At 36.7% G+C, this 12,773-nt stretch carries 16 protein-coding genes; 10 read left to right on the top strand and 6 right to left on the bottom strand.

The genetic code is table 11. The features are described 5' to 3' along the window. Positions 1-193: 193 nt before the first annotated feature. The gene (locus tag AB7942_RS02930) at positions 194-280 is read left to right on the top strand and encodes a YjcZ family sporulation protein (RefSeq protein ID WP_369445764.1); all 87 of its coding nucleotides are present in this window, start codon (positions 194-196) and stop codon (positions 278-280) included. A 35-nt stretch (positions 281-315) separates the two neighbouring features. Next, positions 316-408 carry a YjcZ family sporulation protein gene (locus AB7942_RS02925; RefSeq protein ID WP_066251949.1) on the top strand — a complete coding sequence of 31 codons (93 nt, stop codon included), beginning with the start codon at positions 316-318 and terminating at the stop codon, positions 406-408. A gap of 94 nt (positions 409-502) precedes the next feature. Here AB7942_RS02925 and AB7942_RS02920 read toward each other — a convergent pair whose 3' ends face one another. Beyond that, on the bottom strand, positions 503-682 hold the full coding sequence (locus AB7942_RS02920; protein WP_088085999.1) for a hypothetical protein: 180 nt from the start codon (positions 680-682) through the stop codon (positions 503-505). A gap of 242 nt (positions 683-924) precedes the next feature. Here AB7942_RS02920 and AB7942_RS02915 point away from each other — a divergent pair, with 242 nt between their 5' ends. Then, entirely contained in the window at positions 925-1,260 is a 336-nt protein-coding gene (locus AB7942_RS02915) for a DUF1878 family protein (RefSeq protein ID WP_088086000.1), read from the top strand. 7 nt (positions 1,261-1,267) lie between these two features. On the opposite strand, the gene AB7942_RS02910 is transcribed toward AB7942_RS02915, so the two are convergent. Continuing rightward, positions 1,268-1,843, bottom strand: coding sequence for an HTH-type transcriptional regulator Hpr (locus AB7942_RS02910; RefSeq protein WP_369445710.1), 576 nt, complete (start codon positions 1,841-1,843; stop codon positions 1,268-1,270). Positions 1,844-2,180: 337 nt separating this feature from the next. Here AB7942_RS02910 and yhzF point away from each other — a divergent pair, with 337 nt between their 5' ends. After that, entirely contained in the window at positions 2,181-2,372 is a 192-nt protein-coding gene (gene yhzF, locus AB7942_RS02905; RefSeq protein ID WP_369445709.1) for a membrane protein YhzF, read from the top strand. 57 nt (positions 2,373-2,429) lie between these two features. Here yhzF and AB7942_RS02900 read toward each other — a convergent pair whose 3' ends face one another. Further along, the gene (locus AB7942_RS02900) at positions 2,430-2,957 is read right to left on the bottom strand and encodes a tryptophan transporter (RefSeq protein WP_369445708.1); all 528 of its coding nucleotides are present in this window, start codon (positions 2,955-2,957) and stop codon (positions 2,430-2,432) included. Between the two features lie 148 nt (positions 2,958-3,105). Then, a complete protein-coding gene (locus tag AB7942_RS02895; RefSeq protein ID WP_369445707.1) occupies positions 3,106-3,525 on the bottom strand; it encodes an HIT family protein in 420 nt (139 codons plus the stop codon). A gap of 596 nt (positions 3,526-4,121) precedes the next feature. On the opposite strand from AB7942_RS02895, the gene AB7942_RS02890 reads away from it, so the two are divergent. The 3 genes from AB7942_RS02890 to AB7942_RS02880 all read left to right on the top strand — a co-directional run bounded on the left by AB7942_RS02890 (position 4,122) and on the right by AB7942_RS02880 (position 6,890). After that, on the top strand, positions 4,122-4,862 hold the full coding sequence (locus AB7942_RS02890; protein WP_335713565.1) for an ABC transporter ATP-binding protein: 741 nt from the start codon (positions 4,122-4,124) through the stop codon (positions 4,860-4,862). Further along, positions 4,855-6,066 (top strand): ABC transporter permease, encoded by a 1,212-nt coding sequence (locus AB7942_RS02885; RefSeq protein WP_369445706.1) that lies wholly within the window; start codon positions 4,855-4,857, stop codon positions 6,064-6,066. The genes AB7942_RS02890 and AB7942_RS02885 overlap by 8 nt, the downstream gene beginning before the upstream one ends. Positions 6,067-6,164: 98 nt before the next feature. Then, positions 6,165-6,890: an EcsC family protein gene (locus AB7942_RS02880; RefSeq protein ID WP_369445705.1), complete on the top strand. Its 726-nt coding sequence runs from the start codon at positions 6,165-6,167 to the stop codon at positions 6,888-6,890. A 16-nt stretch (positions 6,891-6,906) separates the two neighbouring features. Here the strand turns inward: AB7942_RS02880 and AB7942_RS02875 are convergent, their stop codons facing one another. Then, positions 6,907-8,085, bottom strand: a complete 1,179-nt coding sequence (locus tag AB7942_RS02875) for a M20 family metallopeptidase (protein WP_369445704.1) — start codon at positions 8,083-8,085, stop codon at positions 6,907-6,909. Positions 8,086-8,231: 146 nt separating this feature from the next. Here AB7942_RS02875 and AB7942_RS02870 point away from each other — a divergent pair, with 146 nt between their 5' ends. Beyond that, positions 8,232-8,870, top strand: coding sequence for a phosphatase PAP2 family protein (locus tag AB7942_RS02870; RefSeq protein WP_369445703.1), 639 nt, complete (start codon positions 8,232-8,234; stop codon positions 8,868-8,870). A gap of 39 nt (positions 8,871-8,909) precedes the next feature. On the opposite strand, the gene AB7942_RS02865 is transcribed toward AB7942_RS02870, so the two are convergent. Beyond that, a complete protein-coding gene (locus AB7942_RS02865) occupies positions 8,910-10,307 on the bottom strand; it encodes a hypothetical protein (protein WP_369445702.1) in 1,398 nt (465 codons plus the stop codon). A gap of 302 nt (positions 10,308-10,609) precedes the next feature. Between AB7942_RS02865 and hemE the strand changes: the two genes are divergently transcribed. Continuing rightward, a complete protein-coding gene (gene hemE / locus AB7942_RS02860; protein WP_369445701.1) occupies positions 10,610-11,656 on the top strand; it encodes a uroporphyrinogen decarboxylase in 1,047 nt (348 codons plus the stop codon). Between the two features lie 171 nt (positions 11,657-11,827). Next, positions 11,828-12,760, top strand: coding sequence for a ferrochelatase (gene hemH / locus AB7942_RS02855; RefSeq protein ID WP_369445700.1), 933 nt, complete (start codon positions 11,828-11,830; stop codon positions 12,758-12,760). The last annotated feature ends 13 nt before the right edge of the window (positions 12,761-12,773 follow it).

Below are 12,773 nucleotides of genomic sequence, written 5' to 3'. Positions count from 1 at the left end.
TAAACAGTAAATTCTTGTCCACAAACTCTACTATAACATAAATGGGAACTACTGCAAAAATAATAGCTATGTTTATTTTTTGAAATTTATTAAAAAGGCAACCTAAAACATTTCAAAAAAAATGGGAAGTGCCTAAACGAAATGAATATGGTTTGAATAGTATATCGTAGTAAATGAAAAAGGAGGTATTACGATGAGCCATGGACATGGAGCGGGCTTTGCTCTAATTGTAGTACTTTTCATACTATTAATTATTGTCGGAGCTTCTTGGATTTGTTAAGACCAAATTAAACATTTATGAATGGAGGTAAATATATGTCTGGTGGAGCAGGTTACGGTGGAGGATTTGCCTTAGTGGTTGTCCTTTTCATTTTATTAATTATCATCGGAGCTTCTTGGGTTTATTAATAAAAGTATCAAACTAAAAGCGATGAGAAATGCTCTCATCGCTTCTATTTTTAATGAATACAAATCCCTTCGTTCGCTAAGCGTTCTAATTGGATTATGTATATAAAATTTCCAAATATGAAGAGATCAGAAGAATCGTAATTAGGATATTAATGGTACGAAATACCTTATGTTGGTTTTCTTCAGGAATTTCTTTTTGGATACAGAGTGAATTGGTCATTTTATTTACATAAAACAAGATAAAAATAGCGAAGACAATAAAAATGGAGATCATCAATGATTCCCTCCCTGATGTACGTGTTATGATTAATACAATATCAAAAATCACCCAAAAAAGATAGTCAAAAAGAATGGAAGAATGTTAGGCTCTTAATGGATGCATTAACCATTTATATTCTGTCTGGAACACCTAATTAAAAATTTTACCTGATATTATTAAAAATGGTTTACCCAATGTTTTAAAAGGTTAATAATAAACATATAAAAATGTTAAAGTTCTGAAAAGAGGGCAATAGGATGAATGAATATGAATTACTGGAAAGAATAAACTTGCTTGAATATCATCAAAAGCTATTATTAAAGTTGCTTAATGATCCAAAACTTGAATTATATAAACTAATAATTGAAAATGGGATTACCGAACAGGAAATAGAGAAGTTTTATTCTTTATGTGACAAAATGAACCTAAAAATGGAAGAACAAAAAGCGGAGGGGTATGTGTACTTCCATCCGCTTTTTCATGAATTATCTGTATCATTACCATCTACGCTAAATATTAGAGAAGTAATTAACGCGTGTTTAACGCAAAAGCTTTACTTACCCCTTTTTCAAGAGATGGTAAAGTACTTATAAAACAATATTAAACGATTTCTTGTTCAGTATTTTTTGATTTTCTTAGCTTCCCATCTTCTTCAACAAACCTACTTTCAATATTATGAAAGGAACGTTCAAAGATTTCCATGAAATCTTCCCCATAAATGTTACGGACGATCGCCATCATTTCAACAATCTCTGGAAACTTGCCGTATAAGTCACGAAGCGGCAAAGCACCAGAAAATACAGCATTGCCATTTGGCTCATAGGTTTCCATTAGTTGAAGTAAAATCTCGTCACCCTTTTCAGTAAGCTGGATATAAGTATTACGTTTGTCATTTTCCTTTTTTGAAAATTGAAGCAAACCTCGTTCTTCTAACTTTTTCGAAAAGTTAAATGCTGTTGAAACATGCATAACCCCGAACTTGGCCACATCCGATATAGAAGCCCCATTTAAATGGTAAGCAATCCATAGAATATGATGTTCATTAATATTTAAATCAAAAGGCTTTATCCATTGCTGCCAATCTTTCTCAATCGATTTCCACAAGGCTTTACTTAATTGTGCAACTCTCTGAGTAAAAATCATCGCTTCCTTCATTGAATATTGTTTTTCAGTCATCCCCATTTTCACCCACTTTATATTTCTCTATTTTCATTATGCCAATAAAGTAAAAATTAATAAAGTATAAATTCACAAAATTTTAAAAAATAGAATAATATACTATTGAATTTTAAAAAAATATGCTTATTTTTGAAAAGAATCATATGTTTTGACAAGATCCACGGAAAAATAGAAACATTTAGAAAATTCGCTCTAAAATTTTATTTTAAAGTAAAGTTTCCAGTCATCCCTTTATTAACTTATTAGACCCTGTTCATAGGAATGGACGGCTAAACATATAAATAGTTACATCAAATGGTCGAATTTTTTGAAACTAAATAGGGGGATAAGATAGATGAAGCTTGCTGCAACCCTTTTTTTTATTTTTGGTGCGATCCTTTTATGGGGAGCAATAAAATATTTTTTAAGATTAACAAGCCCCGGTGTATATCCACCTAAACAAATATTAAAGAAAAGAACATTTGCATTAGCTGGAGGTGGAGGGATTTGTCTGTTAATTGCTGTTATCATCACTTATTTTTTATAGAAAGTATATTAAGAAAAGAACCCCTCTGGGTTCTTTTCTTAAAAAGGATCCCGTTCATTACTTTTGAATGACGGAAGGTGTTGTTAATTTAGTCCGCTTAACAATTGATAGAGCTACTGGATACAAAATAATCATTATAACGGTATTGAGTGCAATAGCTGGCAGAACACCTGCAGCAAATAGTGCCGCGAAGGACGCAGGTAAACCTACTAAAAAGAATGCTGCTGTTAAAAAGATTGTACCTGATACAAGAGTTCCGATGGCAGTTAAAACTCCAACACTAACAATAGAGTTTCGGTATTTTTTTAAAGCTAAAAATAAACCGAGGAAGACTAAAGCAGTGATAGGTTTATCAATGATATTTGGAATTTGTCCGCCTGGAAATCCAGTTGTTAATGCAGACAATACTCCAGTCACGATGGCCAAAAGCATGACACTCTTTATCTCAGGAATAAGGATTATTCCTAAAAACATCATCGCCAGCATCATATCTGGTTTTATTCCAAGAAAACTTGGCATTACCGTGTGTAAGACTACACCAATCCCCGCTAAAAGTGCTAAAACTACAATGTTCTTTGTATTCATTTCTCTTCTCTCCTCTGCTATACTAATCTATTTGTTTCTCCTGCAGTGCGCTATTTGCCTGCAGCGAAAAACCTATTTTCATTATAACATAATTATATAATAATAATAAAGATATAATTTTCTGATAATTTAAAAATATCTAAGTGGATTATACTTGTTTATTAATATTTCCAGCCATTTCCTGTAACATTTGAGGAGTATAATCACTTTGATTACTTTTCCAAACGGCTCCAAATCCATCGCCTTTTCCATAACGCGGAAGTAAATGCATATGATAATGAAATACGGATTGACCGGCATGTTCACCATTATTATTTAGCGTATTTAATCCAATCGGTTCAAATTCTTTTTTTAAGGCATTCGCAATGGCAGGGACCACTTCAAAAAGGTTTCTGGCAATTTCTGGAGTTAGTTCAAATAAGTTTTCCTTATGTATTTTCGGAATAACTAATGTATGTCCTTTAGTTACCTGTGTAATATCCAAAAAGGCTAGTACATGCTCATTCTCAAAAACTTTTGCGGATGGAATTTCTCCATTAACAATTTTACAAAAAATACAATCGCTCATTACATACACGATCCCTTCTAATTGGTTTGTATTATTTTACCATACAAACTCCAAAAAGAAAAAGGCAGGATCCGCTTGGAATCCTGCCCTCTCGAAGGGGAATTGCTTCAAAAGGTACGTTCAATAGGAGTGTTCTTTGATAAACACCTCATTTTTCATAGAGTGTTTTTTATAAAGAGACATTATTGTTCAAGCTGACCATCCCCTATAGTGTTTTTATATGTTTTCCCAACTTATAAAAACAGGTAGCGATCTGCGGTAAACACCTCATTTAATGTTTATTTTTTTAAGATAAACAGCTACTTGGTGTTACTAGAACTCAAAATGGTTACCGTGCACATGGTACAAAACAACCATCCCCTTATCTGAAACGAATTGGAAGCTCACTTATTTGAAATGTAAATTGTCTTTGACAGACACCTCATCTCAAGTTTTGATGAATCGCTTCATCGAAGTAAGTTATTTCCCCTTCGAATATTATGATGTCCGATGTGAAAAGAAATATACAAAAAAAAGATAAAAATTTGAATTTCTATTTTTATCAAGGACAATTTGTTAAAATAATAAAATAATCGTGCTTAGGAAGGACGTTGCAAATGTCTTTATTAATGATCGAAAATCTTGTCGGGGGATATACCCGAAACCCTGTCTTAAAAGATGTTTCCTTTGAAGTAAAGGAAAAAGAAATTGTCGGCCTTATTGGATTAAATGGGGCGGGCAAAAGTACAACCATAAAACACATTATTGGATTAATGGAACCACACCGTGGTGCAGTAAAAATAAATGGACAAACCTTTACAGAAAATAAAGAAGCTTATCGTAAAATGTTTACGTTTGTTCCAGAAACCCCGGTTTTATATGAAGAATTGACCCTTGAGGAGCATTTGAAACTTACGGCAATGGCGTACGGACTTGATGAGGCTACTTATAAAGAGCGTATTACTTCATTGCTGACAGAATTTCGTATGGAAAAGCGTTTAAAGTGGTTTCCTGCCCATTTTTCTAAGGGCATGAAACAAAAGGTAATGATTATGTGTGCATTTTTAATTCAGCCGTCTCTATATATTGTTGATGAACCTTTTGTTGGTCTTGATCCACTTGGTATTCAATCCCTACTTGATTTAATGAAAAAAATGAAAGATAACGGTGCAGGTATTTTAATGTCCACTCATATTTTGGCCACTGCGGAAAAGTATTGTAATCGATTTGTGATTTTGCATGAAGGAAAAATACGTGCAAAAGGGACGCTTGAGGAGTTGAGGGAGCAATTTTCCATGCCAGCTGCTTCTTTAGATGATTTGTATATTCAATTAACAAAGGAAGAAAATTATGTTTGATGAAAAAAAGCTTTGGAAAGACCGAGCTAGCGGTCGTATTAAAGATTTAGGCAGGTATTTACGCTATATTTTCAATGGGCATCTGGTCGTTGTTTTATTGTTTTTAATTGGAACGGCCTCATTTTATTATCAAAAGTGGATTGAAACCCTTACAGATGGTTTTCCTGCAGAAATAATTATCGCTGTATTGATAGGTATCTTCTTAACCTATAGTCCAGTTTACAATTTCCTGCTTGAAGCCGATCAGGTGTTTATACTCCCGCTTGAGGAAAAATTAAAAGGGTATTTTCTTCGTTCAGGAGGAGCGAGTCTTGTTTTTCAAGGGTATCTTCTCCTTATGGTGTTGGCAGTATTGATGCCAATGTATGCCCAAATAAGTAGTAATGGCTTCCGTTCATTTATCCCCTTTCTAGTTATACTTTTGGCCTTAAAGGCTTGGAATTTAGCGACTAGCTGGCGAATCGACTTTTTCGTACAATCTTCTATCCATAGGTGGGATATCTTTGTTCGCTATTTAATAAATGCAACTTTTACATATTTGTTATTTAAACAAGCGAGTATTTTTATCCTATTGCTAATTGTTGTAGTTTGTATTTTTTATTACTTTTACTTTTATGTTCAAACTAAGAAAATGGGCCTTAAATGGGATTTATTAATTAATCAAGAAGAGAAAAGGATGGCGTCCTTTTACCGGCTGGCAAATATGTTTACAGACGTGCCAAAATTAAGGGATACGGTAAAAAGAAGAAAATGGTTAGATATATTCATTAACAGAATTGCCTTTTCCCGTGATAAGACCTATCATTATTTGTTTTCGAGAGCCTTTTTACGGTCATCTGATTATCTAGGACTCTTTACGCGCTTAACAGTAATTGGTGCACTTGCGATTTATTTTATTTCTTTTGGGTTAGGTCAAATTTTACTTGGAATTTTATTCTTATATTTAACGGGTTTTCAGCTTCTTCCACTTTGGAATCATCATCAAAATAAACTATGGGTAGACTTATATCCGGTGGAACAAAAATATAAAACAGGAGCATTTTACTCTTTATTAATGACCATTTTAGCGATACAAGCAGTCATCTTTTCATTATTTATATTGTTTAAAGGTGATTTGTTCATATCGATGTTATCTTTAGGTGCTGGACTTGTTTTTAGCTATGTTTTTGTTTATTTTTACGCTAGTAAACGATTGAAATCATAATCGGAAATCCCCTTTTAAAACATAGAAGGGGATTTTTTTGAAACTATTGAGCGGAGAACTTCGAATGTAAGCATATTATTATTGTGGAGGGGTTGCCAATGAACGAGTATGAATTAAAGGTTTTTGAGGAAGTCGAAGAGTGGAAACGAAAATTAACGAGACGTTCAGGGATGATGAACCGATTATCGAAAAAAGCTCAAGGGAAAATAAATGAATTAATTCCTGAAAAGGTTCATGAGGTAATGACAGAAAGTATCAAAGCAATGGTAAAAGCAACGCTATTCGGATCGCAGGTGACAACCAGTAAAGATCAGGCACGTGGCTTAACGCTTGCAGAAAGAGATGAGTTAGCAGTTAAAAAAATTGCTTCTTTTCAAAAGACAGCGATGATTGAAGGTGCGGGGACTGGGGCTGGTGGTATTTTGCTTGGACTTGCTGACTTTCCGTTACTGCTTTCCATTAAGATGAAATTTCTATTTGAAGCAGCATCCATCTATGGGTTTAATACAAAGGAATATGCAGAAAGACTTTTTATTCTTCATGTTTTTCAGCTTGCATTTTCAAGTGAGGACATCCGTAAGAGTACACTAGATGAAATTGAAAACTGGGAGAATCGAAAGTGGGTTCTTGTGGAAATGGATTGGCGCAAGTTTCAGCAGGAGTATCGGGATTATATCGACTTAGCTAAAATGCTGCAACTAGTCCCGGGCATTGGAGCTTTTGTCGGTGCTTATGCCAATCACAATCTCCTTAAGCATTTAGGAGAAACAGCTATGAATGCCTATCGATTAAGACTACTGCAAAAATCCCCTGACCCAATTTGAGTTCAGGGGATTTTCCTTAATCATTACCATGAATACTTAAAGCGGCCACACCCAATGTTTTCGCTGCAATTAGCATTGCCTTTTCATCAATATCAAATTTGGGGTGATGATGAGGGTATCCTGTTTCGCTGCCTACCGGCTTTGCTCCAGTGAAGAAGAATGTACCTGGCACGTTTTGCAAATAATAGGCGAAATCTTCACCGCCCATTTGCGGCTCGCTTTCTTCGATAGTGGTTACTTCTGCAACCTTCTGTGCACAGGAAGTTAAAAAAGCAGTTTCTTTCTCATGATTGACCACCGCAGGGTAGCCCCGATCAAACCTAAATTCATACGAACTGCCTGACATAGAGCATGTGCCAGCAATAATTCTTTCCATTTCATCCTCGATAAATTGACGGACGCTATCATTAAAAGTCCGCACAGTGCCAATGAGATGCGCTTTGTCAGCTATAACGTTGAAGGCATTCTGTGCAGTGAAAGAGCCAATGGTGACAACAGCGGAATCAATCGGATTAATCCTGCGACTGACAATTTGCTGTAGATTTAAAACAAGCTGAGAAGCAATTACGATGGCATCTACCGTTTTATGTGGCTGGGCACCATGACCGCCTTTACCCTGGATGTCAATTTCAAAGCGGTCAGCCGCCGCCATAATTGGTCCGGTTCGATATTGGATGGTTCCCGTCGGTTCACTTGCCCATAAATGAGTACCAAAAATCACATCAACACCATCTAAACATCCATCTTCAATCATTGAAATCGCACCACCAGGAGCATACTCCTCAGCGTGTTGATGGATAAAAACATATGTGCCTTCCAAATCCTCTTTTAAATCGTTGATTGTTTTTGCAAGGACGAGGAGAGTAGCCGTATGACCATCATGTCCACAAGCATGCATCACTCCTGGAACTAAGGATTTGTATGGAACTTCCTTTTCATCCTGAATGGGTAATGCATCAAAATCAGCGCGTAATGCAACAGTTTTACCAGGCTTCTTTCCATAAACCCTAGCAACTACACCATTACCACCCACGTTAACTCTTACTTCAATTTGAAGCTTCTCATAAAAGGATTGAATGAATTTTGCTGTATTATATTCCTTAAAAGATAACTCTGGATGCTGGTGCATATAACGGCGTAAGGCAACCATTTCTTCATATGACCCTTCTAAGGCAGCAAACAGCTTGTTTAACAAATCGATTCCCCCAAACGTATCAGAAATAAAGAATGTATTTTCAAACTATTTTATCACTTTTATCCTATAAAGTAGATTTTTATATTCCTTTTCATTATACTTTTATTAGAATTTCTACTAGATAGATGCAGGAAAGGGTTTGGGGAATGGGGAAAAATCAAAACAAGTGGAATCCTTCTTTTATTTTTATGTTTATTGCTGTATTAATTGCCTTATTTACTACAATCAAAGTCGGTATCCACAGCCAATTTTGGATTGATGAAAAGATAGCAGGGCTATTCTCACATGTACCTGAGACAATCATTCCATTTTTTATTCAACTAACAGAAATGGGAGATAAAAAAGGGATTGGGGTTGTGGCCTTGCTTGCGTTAGCCTGGTTACTACTAAAAAAAAGGAACTATGTTGGTGCTGCCGTCCTGGCCTTATCAATAGCATTAGGTAATGAAATTAGTAAGCTTTTAAAAGATCTTTTTGAGCGCCCAAGGCCAGACCTTGAACATCTTGTCAATGTGAAAAGCTACAGTTTCCCGAGCGGTCATGCCATGGTAGGGATGATTGTTTATTTTATGATTGCGTATCTTTTAATTGAGGGAACAAAATCAAAGGCAGGAAAAATAACCATTGCTGCAATTACAACCATCTTACTATTATTAATAGGTGCTAGCCGAATTATTTTACATGTTCATTATCCTTCAGATGTCCTTGGAGGATATGCTTTCGGTTATCTTTGGGTAGTGATTTGGATTCAAATATATACCTATTTTAAAAAACGTATAAAATAAGTAAAGAGGCTGATCACTGGATCAGCCTCTTTACTTGGATTAAATGAGAAACATTGCTGCAATCGTTGTCACGACGAGACCGATCACAACAGGTAGGAGGTTGCGTCTTGCTAGTTCAAATGGATCAACATTACAGATAGCGGCAGCCGGGATTAACGCCCATGGTACAAGTGTTCCGCCGCCTATCCATATAGCAGCGATTTGCCCGAGTGCAGTCAGTGTGGCAGCACCTTTACCTATAGCCACAGCAAATAGGCTGGCAACGGATCCAGCAAGCGATATGCCTGAAAAGCCTGAACCATCCAGACCAGTGATGGCACCTACAGTAGTTAGGGTAATCGCCCCAACTTCTTTGCTTAAAGGAACGATATTCGCGAGAGCAACGCCTAAATCATTGACAATCCCATGGGAAGCCTTCGGTAAAAAGTCACCAATGATTTTCCCAAATCCGGCGTCACCCAAATAGAAGAACGCGGCAATTGGAATAACAGGACCAAAAACTTTAAAACCAAATTGGAATCCTTCTATTAAATATTGGGTTGTTTTTTCTAAGCCTTTATTTTTATGGCTCGTTAAAGAGATTAACAGAAGAATAAGAATGGAGGTACCACCAATTAATGCTGTGGCATCACCACCTGCTAAATCAAGGATGGTCATAGCGGCAACATCTGCAGCAAATAATAATGGCACTAATATAGCAAAGAAGCGTTTTTGAGCAAGTGATAAAAGCGCAGGATGGTCAGTGCTGCTCGAAGGCGAATCCGAGTTGACAGAAGTTGTAGTGGTTAGAACTCCACGCTTCATATCCCTTCGTAAGAAGTAGAATGCCGTAACGGTTGTAACAAGACCCATAATAAATACTAATGGAATGCTGGCATTAATGACATCTTGAATTGGAATACCTGCTGCATCAGAGGTAAGCTTAGGGGCAGCCTGAATCACAAAGTCACCCGATAAAGCGATTCCATGACCAAACAAGTTCATTGCCATGGCAACACCAAGGGCAGGAAGTCCTGCTCGAATCGCAACTGGAAGAAGGACGGCACCTAAAAGTGCAACAGCAGGGGAAGGCCAGAAGAACCAGGAAATAATCATCATTAGAATTCCTATTGTCCAATAGGCGAGAGTTGGGTTACGAATAAGTTTTCGAAAAGGTGAAATCATGACATCATTAATTCCGGTTACCGTTAATGTATTGCTCATCGCTACAATTATTGAAATAACAAGGATAGTAGATAATAATTCTGTAATGGCATAACTGAAACTGTTGAAAATACTACTTATCGAATGACTTAACGAACCGGTTGCTGTGATAGCAATTAGGAAAATACCTACGATACAAACAATGGATGTGTCCCTTCTCATTACCATAAACCCAATAATAAGAACAATAAAGGTCACATATATCCAATGAAGAGCAGTAAGCTCGACAATCATACAATTTCCTCCTTTCTTTCACCCAGGGGGGCTATAGCCCTGTTGGATGTAATACAGAATATGAAAATAGCATCAAGTGGTGAGAGCTAAAAGTGAAAAAAACATTGGGAAGTAAGCCTGCAGATTTAACGAATTTTAAAACATAAAAACGACTTTTTTTTGACAGTTAATAGCGTTACCTATACACAAATAGGATTAATAGATATAGTAAATACAGTTTAGAAAGAATCAGTAAGTTTTAAATTCATACTAGATATATTAAAATGGACAACAGACATGTTTTTGAAAGGTGGACTACCCTAATGACAAGATCGATTAATGAAACATTTTTAAAAGCAGCCAGAGGTGAGAAAACTGACCATGTACCTGTATGGTATATGCGCCAAGCTGGTCGTTCACAACCAGAGTACAGAGAGATTAAAGAAAAGTATTCCTTATTTGAAATCACTCACCAGCCTGAGCTTTGTGCGTATGTAACGCGCTTGCCTGTTGAACAATATAACGTCGATGCAGCCATTTTATATAAAGATATAATGACACCTCTGCCAGCGATTGGCATGGAGGTAGAAATAAAAGGTGGGATTGGACCAGTTATTGACAATCCGATCCGTTCTTTAGCAGATGTTGAAAAACTAGGCGAAATTAATCCAGAAGAAGATGTTCCTTATGTATTGGACACAATTAAATTATTAACCCAAGAGCAATTATCCGTGCCATTAATCGGTTTTTCTGGTGCACCATTTACTTTGGCAAGTTATATGATCGAAGGCGGCCCTTCTAAAAACTATAATAAGACCAAAGCGTTTATGTACACCGAGCCAAAGGCATGGTTTGCACTTATGGAGAAACTTGCGGACATGATCATTACATATGTAAAGTCGCAAATTAAAGCTGGTGCAAGGGCCATCCAGATTTTTGATTCATGGGTGGGAGCACTCAATGTAGTGGATTATCGTTATTTCATTAAGCCTGTCATGAATCGTATCTTTACTTCATTAAAAGAGGAAAATGTTCCGTTAATTATGTTCGGCGTTGGTGCTAGCCATCTTGCATTAGAATGGAATGACCTGCCACTTGATGTTGTAGGTTTAGATTGGCGCTTGCCAATTCACGAGGCAAGGGAAATGGGCATTCATAAAACCGTTCAAGGCAATCTTGACCCGGCGATTTTGTTAGCTCCATGGGAAGTAATCGAAGAAAGAGCGAAAGCAATATTAGACCAAGGAATGGCACAAGATGGTTACATCTTTAATTTGGGTCACGGTGTATTCCCTTCAGTTAACCCAGAAACGTTGAAAAAATTAACTTCATTTGTCCATGAGTATTCAGCATCAAAACTCAGTCGTTAAGTTTCCATCTTAAGTCTTTAAATTGGTAAGCAGTCCAATTTTTTGGCACAATAATATGGGCTGCTTGAAATTGGGTCATTAAGAGCACTCCAGCTTTTATTGGCCCCCAACCTAATCAGTCGTCCAACATTGAATAATGCAAAGTGAGAGACTTGAAAATGAGGTGCGGACATGACAAAAAAGAAAATGGGTCTGCTGGTAATGGCATATGGTACCCCATATAACTTAGATGATTTAGAGGGGTACTATACACATATTCGCCACGGCCGGAAGCCAACTCCAGAAATGATTGAAGAGCTTCGCAGTCGATATGAAGCGATTGGCGGGATCTCCCCTTTGGCAAAGATCACACTCGAGCAAGCAGAAAAACTCGAAGAACATCTAAATAAAATCCAACAAAATATAGAATTCAAAATGTATCTTGGTCTAAAACATATCCAGCCGTTTATTGAAGATGCTGTTCATCAAATGCATGCTGATGGGATCGAAGAGGCTGTAAGTATAGTTCTTGCTCCGCATTTTTCAACCTTTAGCATAAAATCCTATAATGGAAGAGCCCAAGAAGAAGCAGAAAAATTAGGCGGGCTAAAGATAAGAACAATTGAAAGCTGGTATCAGGAACCACAGTTTATCGATTATTGGGCAGGAAAGATTAAAAAAATCTTTGACCAAATGCCTGAAGAAGAAAAGGCTGATGCAGTTCTCATCGTTTCAGCGCATAGTCTGCCAGAGAAAATTTTGCAGTTTGGGGATCCATATCCGAGTCAACTGAAAGAAACAGCTGACTTAATTGCTGAACAGGCTGGGGTAAAAAAATACGTTGTTGGGTGGCAAAGTGCTGGGCAAACTCCTGAGCCTTGGCTGGGTCCAGATGTTCAGGATTTAACAAGGGATTTATATAAAGAGCATCATTATAAGGCATTTGTTTATGCACCTGTAGGGTTTGTATCTGAACACCTTGAAGTGCTTTATGATAATGATTATGAATGTAGAAAAGTGACGGAAGAATTAGGTGTAAGCTATTATCGACCGGAAATGCCGAATGCAAAGGAAGAATTTATTGATGCATTGTCGACAGTTGTTCTTAAAATGACAGCTGAATAAGATTCAGATTAGT

It is taken from the genome of Neobacillus sp. BF23-41 (genome assembly GCF_041106275.1).
Note: the sequence above shows the minus strand (reverse complement) of the source record. Positions and strands in the feature narration are given on the sequence as shown.

Excerpts from the sequence above, each read along its gene's own strand:
- AB7942_RS02930 (WP_369445764.1), top strand. The coding sequence starts at position 194 with ATGAGCCATGGACATGGAGCGGGCTTTGCTCTAATTGTAGTACTTTTC.
- AB7942_RS02925 (WP_066251949.1), top strand. The coding sequence starts at position 316 with ATGTCTGGTGGAGCAGGTTACGGTGGAGGATTTGCCTTAGTGGTTGTC.
- AB7942_RS02920 (WP_088085999.1), bottom strand. The coding sequence starts at position 682 with ATGATCTCCATTTTTATTGTCTTCGCTATTTTTATCTTGTTTTATGTA.
- AB7942_RS02915 (WP_088086000.1), top strand. The coding sequence starts at position 925 with ATGAATGAATATGAATTACTGGAAAGAATAAACTTGCTTGAATATCAT.
- AB7942_RS02910 (WP_369445710.1), bottom strand. The coding sequence starts at position 1,843 with ATGACTGAAAAACAATATTCAATGAAGGAAGCGATGATTTTTACTCAG.
- yhzF (WP_369445709.1), top strand. The coding sequence starts at position 2,181 with ATGAAGCTTGCTGCAACCCTTTTTTTTATTTTTGGTGCGATCCTTTTA.
- AB7942_RS02900 (WP_369445708.1), bottom strand. The coding sequence starts at position 2,957 with ATGAATACAAAGAACATTGTAGTTTTAGCACTTTTAGCGGGGATTGGT.
- AB7942_RS02895 (WP_369445707.1), bottom strand. The coding sequence starts at position 3,525 with ATGAGCGATTGTATTTTTTGTAAAATTGTTAATGGAGAAATTCCATCC.
- AB7942_RS02890 (WP_335713565.1), top strand. The coding sequence starts at position 4,122 with ATGTCTTTATTAATGATCGAAAATCTTGTCGGGGGATATACCCGAAAC.
- AB7942_RS02885 (WP_369445706.1), top strand. The coding sequence starts at position 4,855 with ATGTTTGATGAAAAAAAGCTTTGGAAAGACCGAGCTAGCGGTCGTATT.
- AB7942_RS02880 (WP_369445705.1), top strand. The coding sequence starts at position 6,165 with ATGAACGAGTATGAATTAAAGGTTTTTGAGGAAGTCGAAGAGTGGAAA.
- AB7942_RS02870 (WP_369445703.1), top strand. The coding sequence starts at position 8,232 with ATGGGGAAAAATCAAAACAAGTGGAATCCTTCTTTTATTTTTATGTTT.
- AB7942_RS02865 (WP_369445702.1), bottom strand. The coding sequence starts at position 10,307 with ATGATTGTCGAGCTTACTGCTCTTCATTGGATATATGTGACCTTTATT.
- hemE (WP_369445701.1), top strand. The coding sequence starts at position 10,610 with ATGACAAGATCGATTAATGAAACATTTTTAAAAGCAGCCAGAGGTGAG.
- hemH (WP_369445700.1), top strand. The coding sequence starts at position 11,828 with ATGACAAAAAAGAAAATGGGTCTGCTGGTAATGGCATATGGTACCCCA.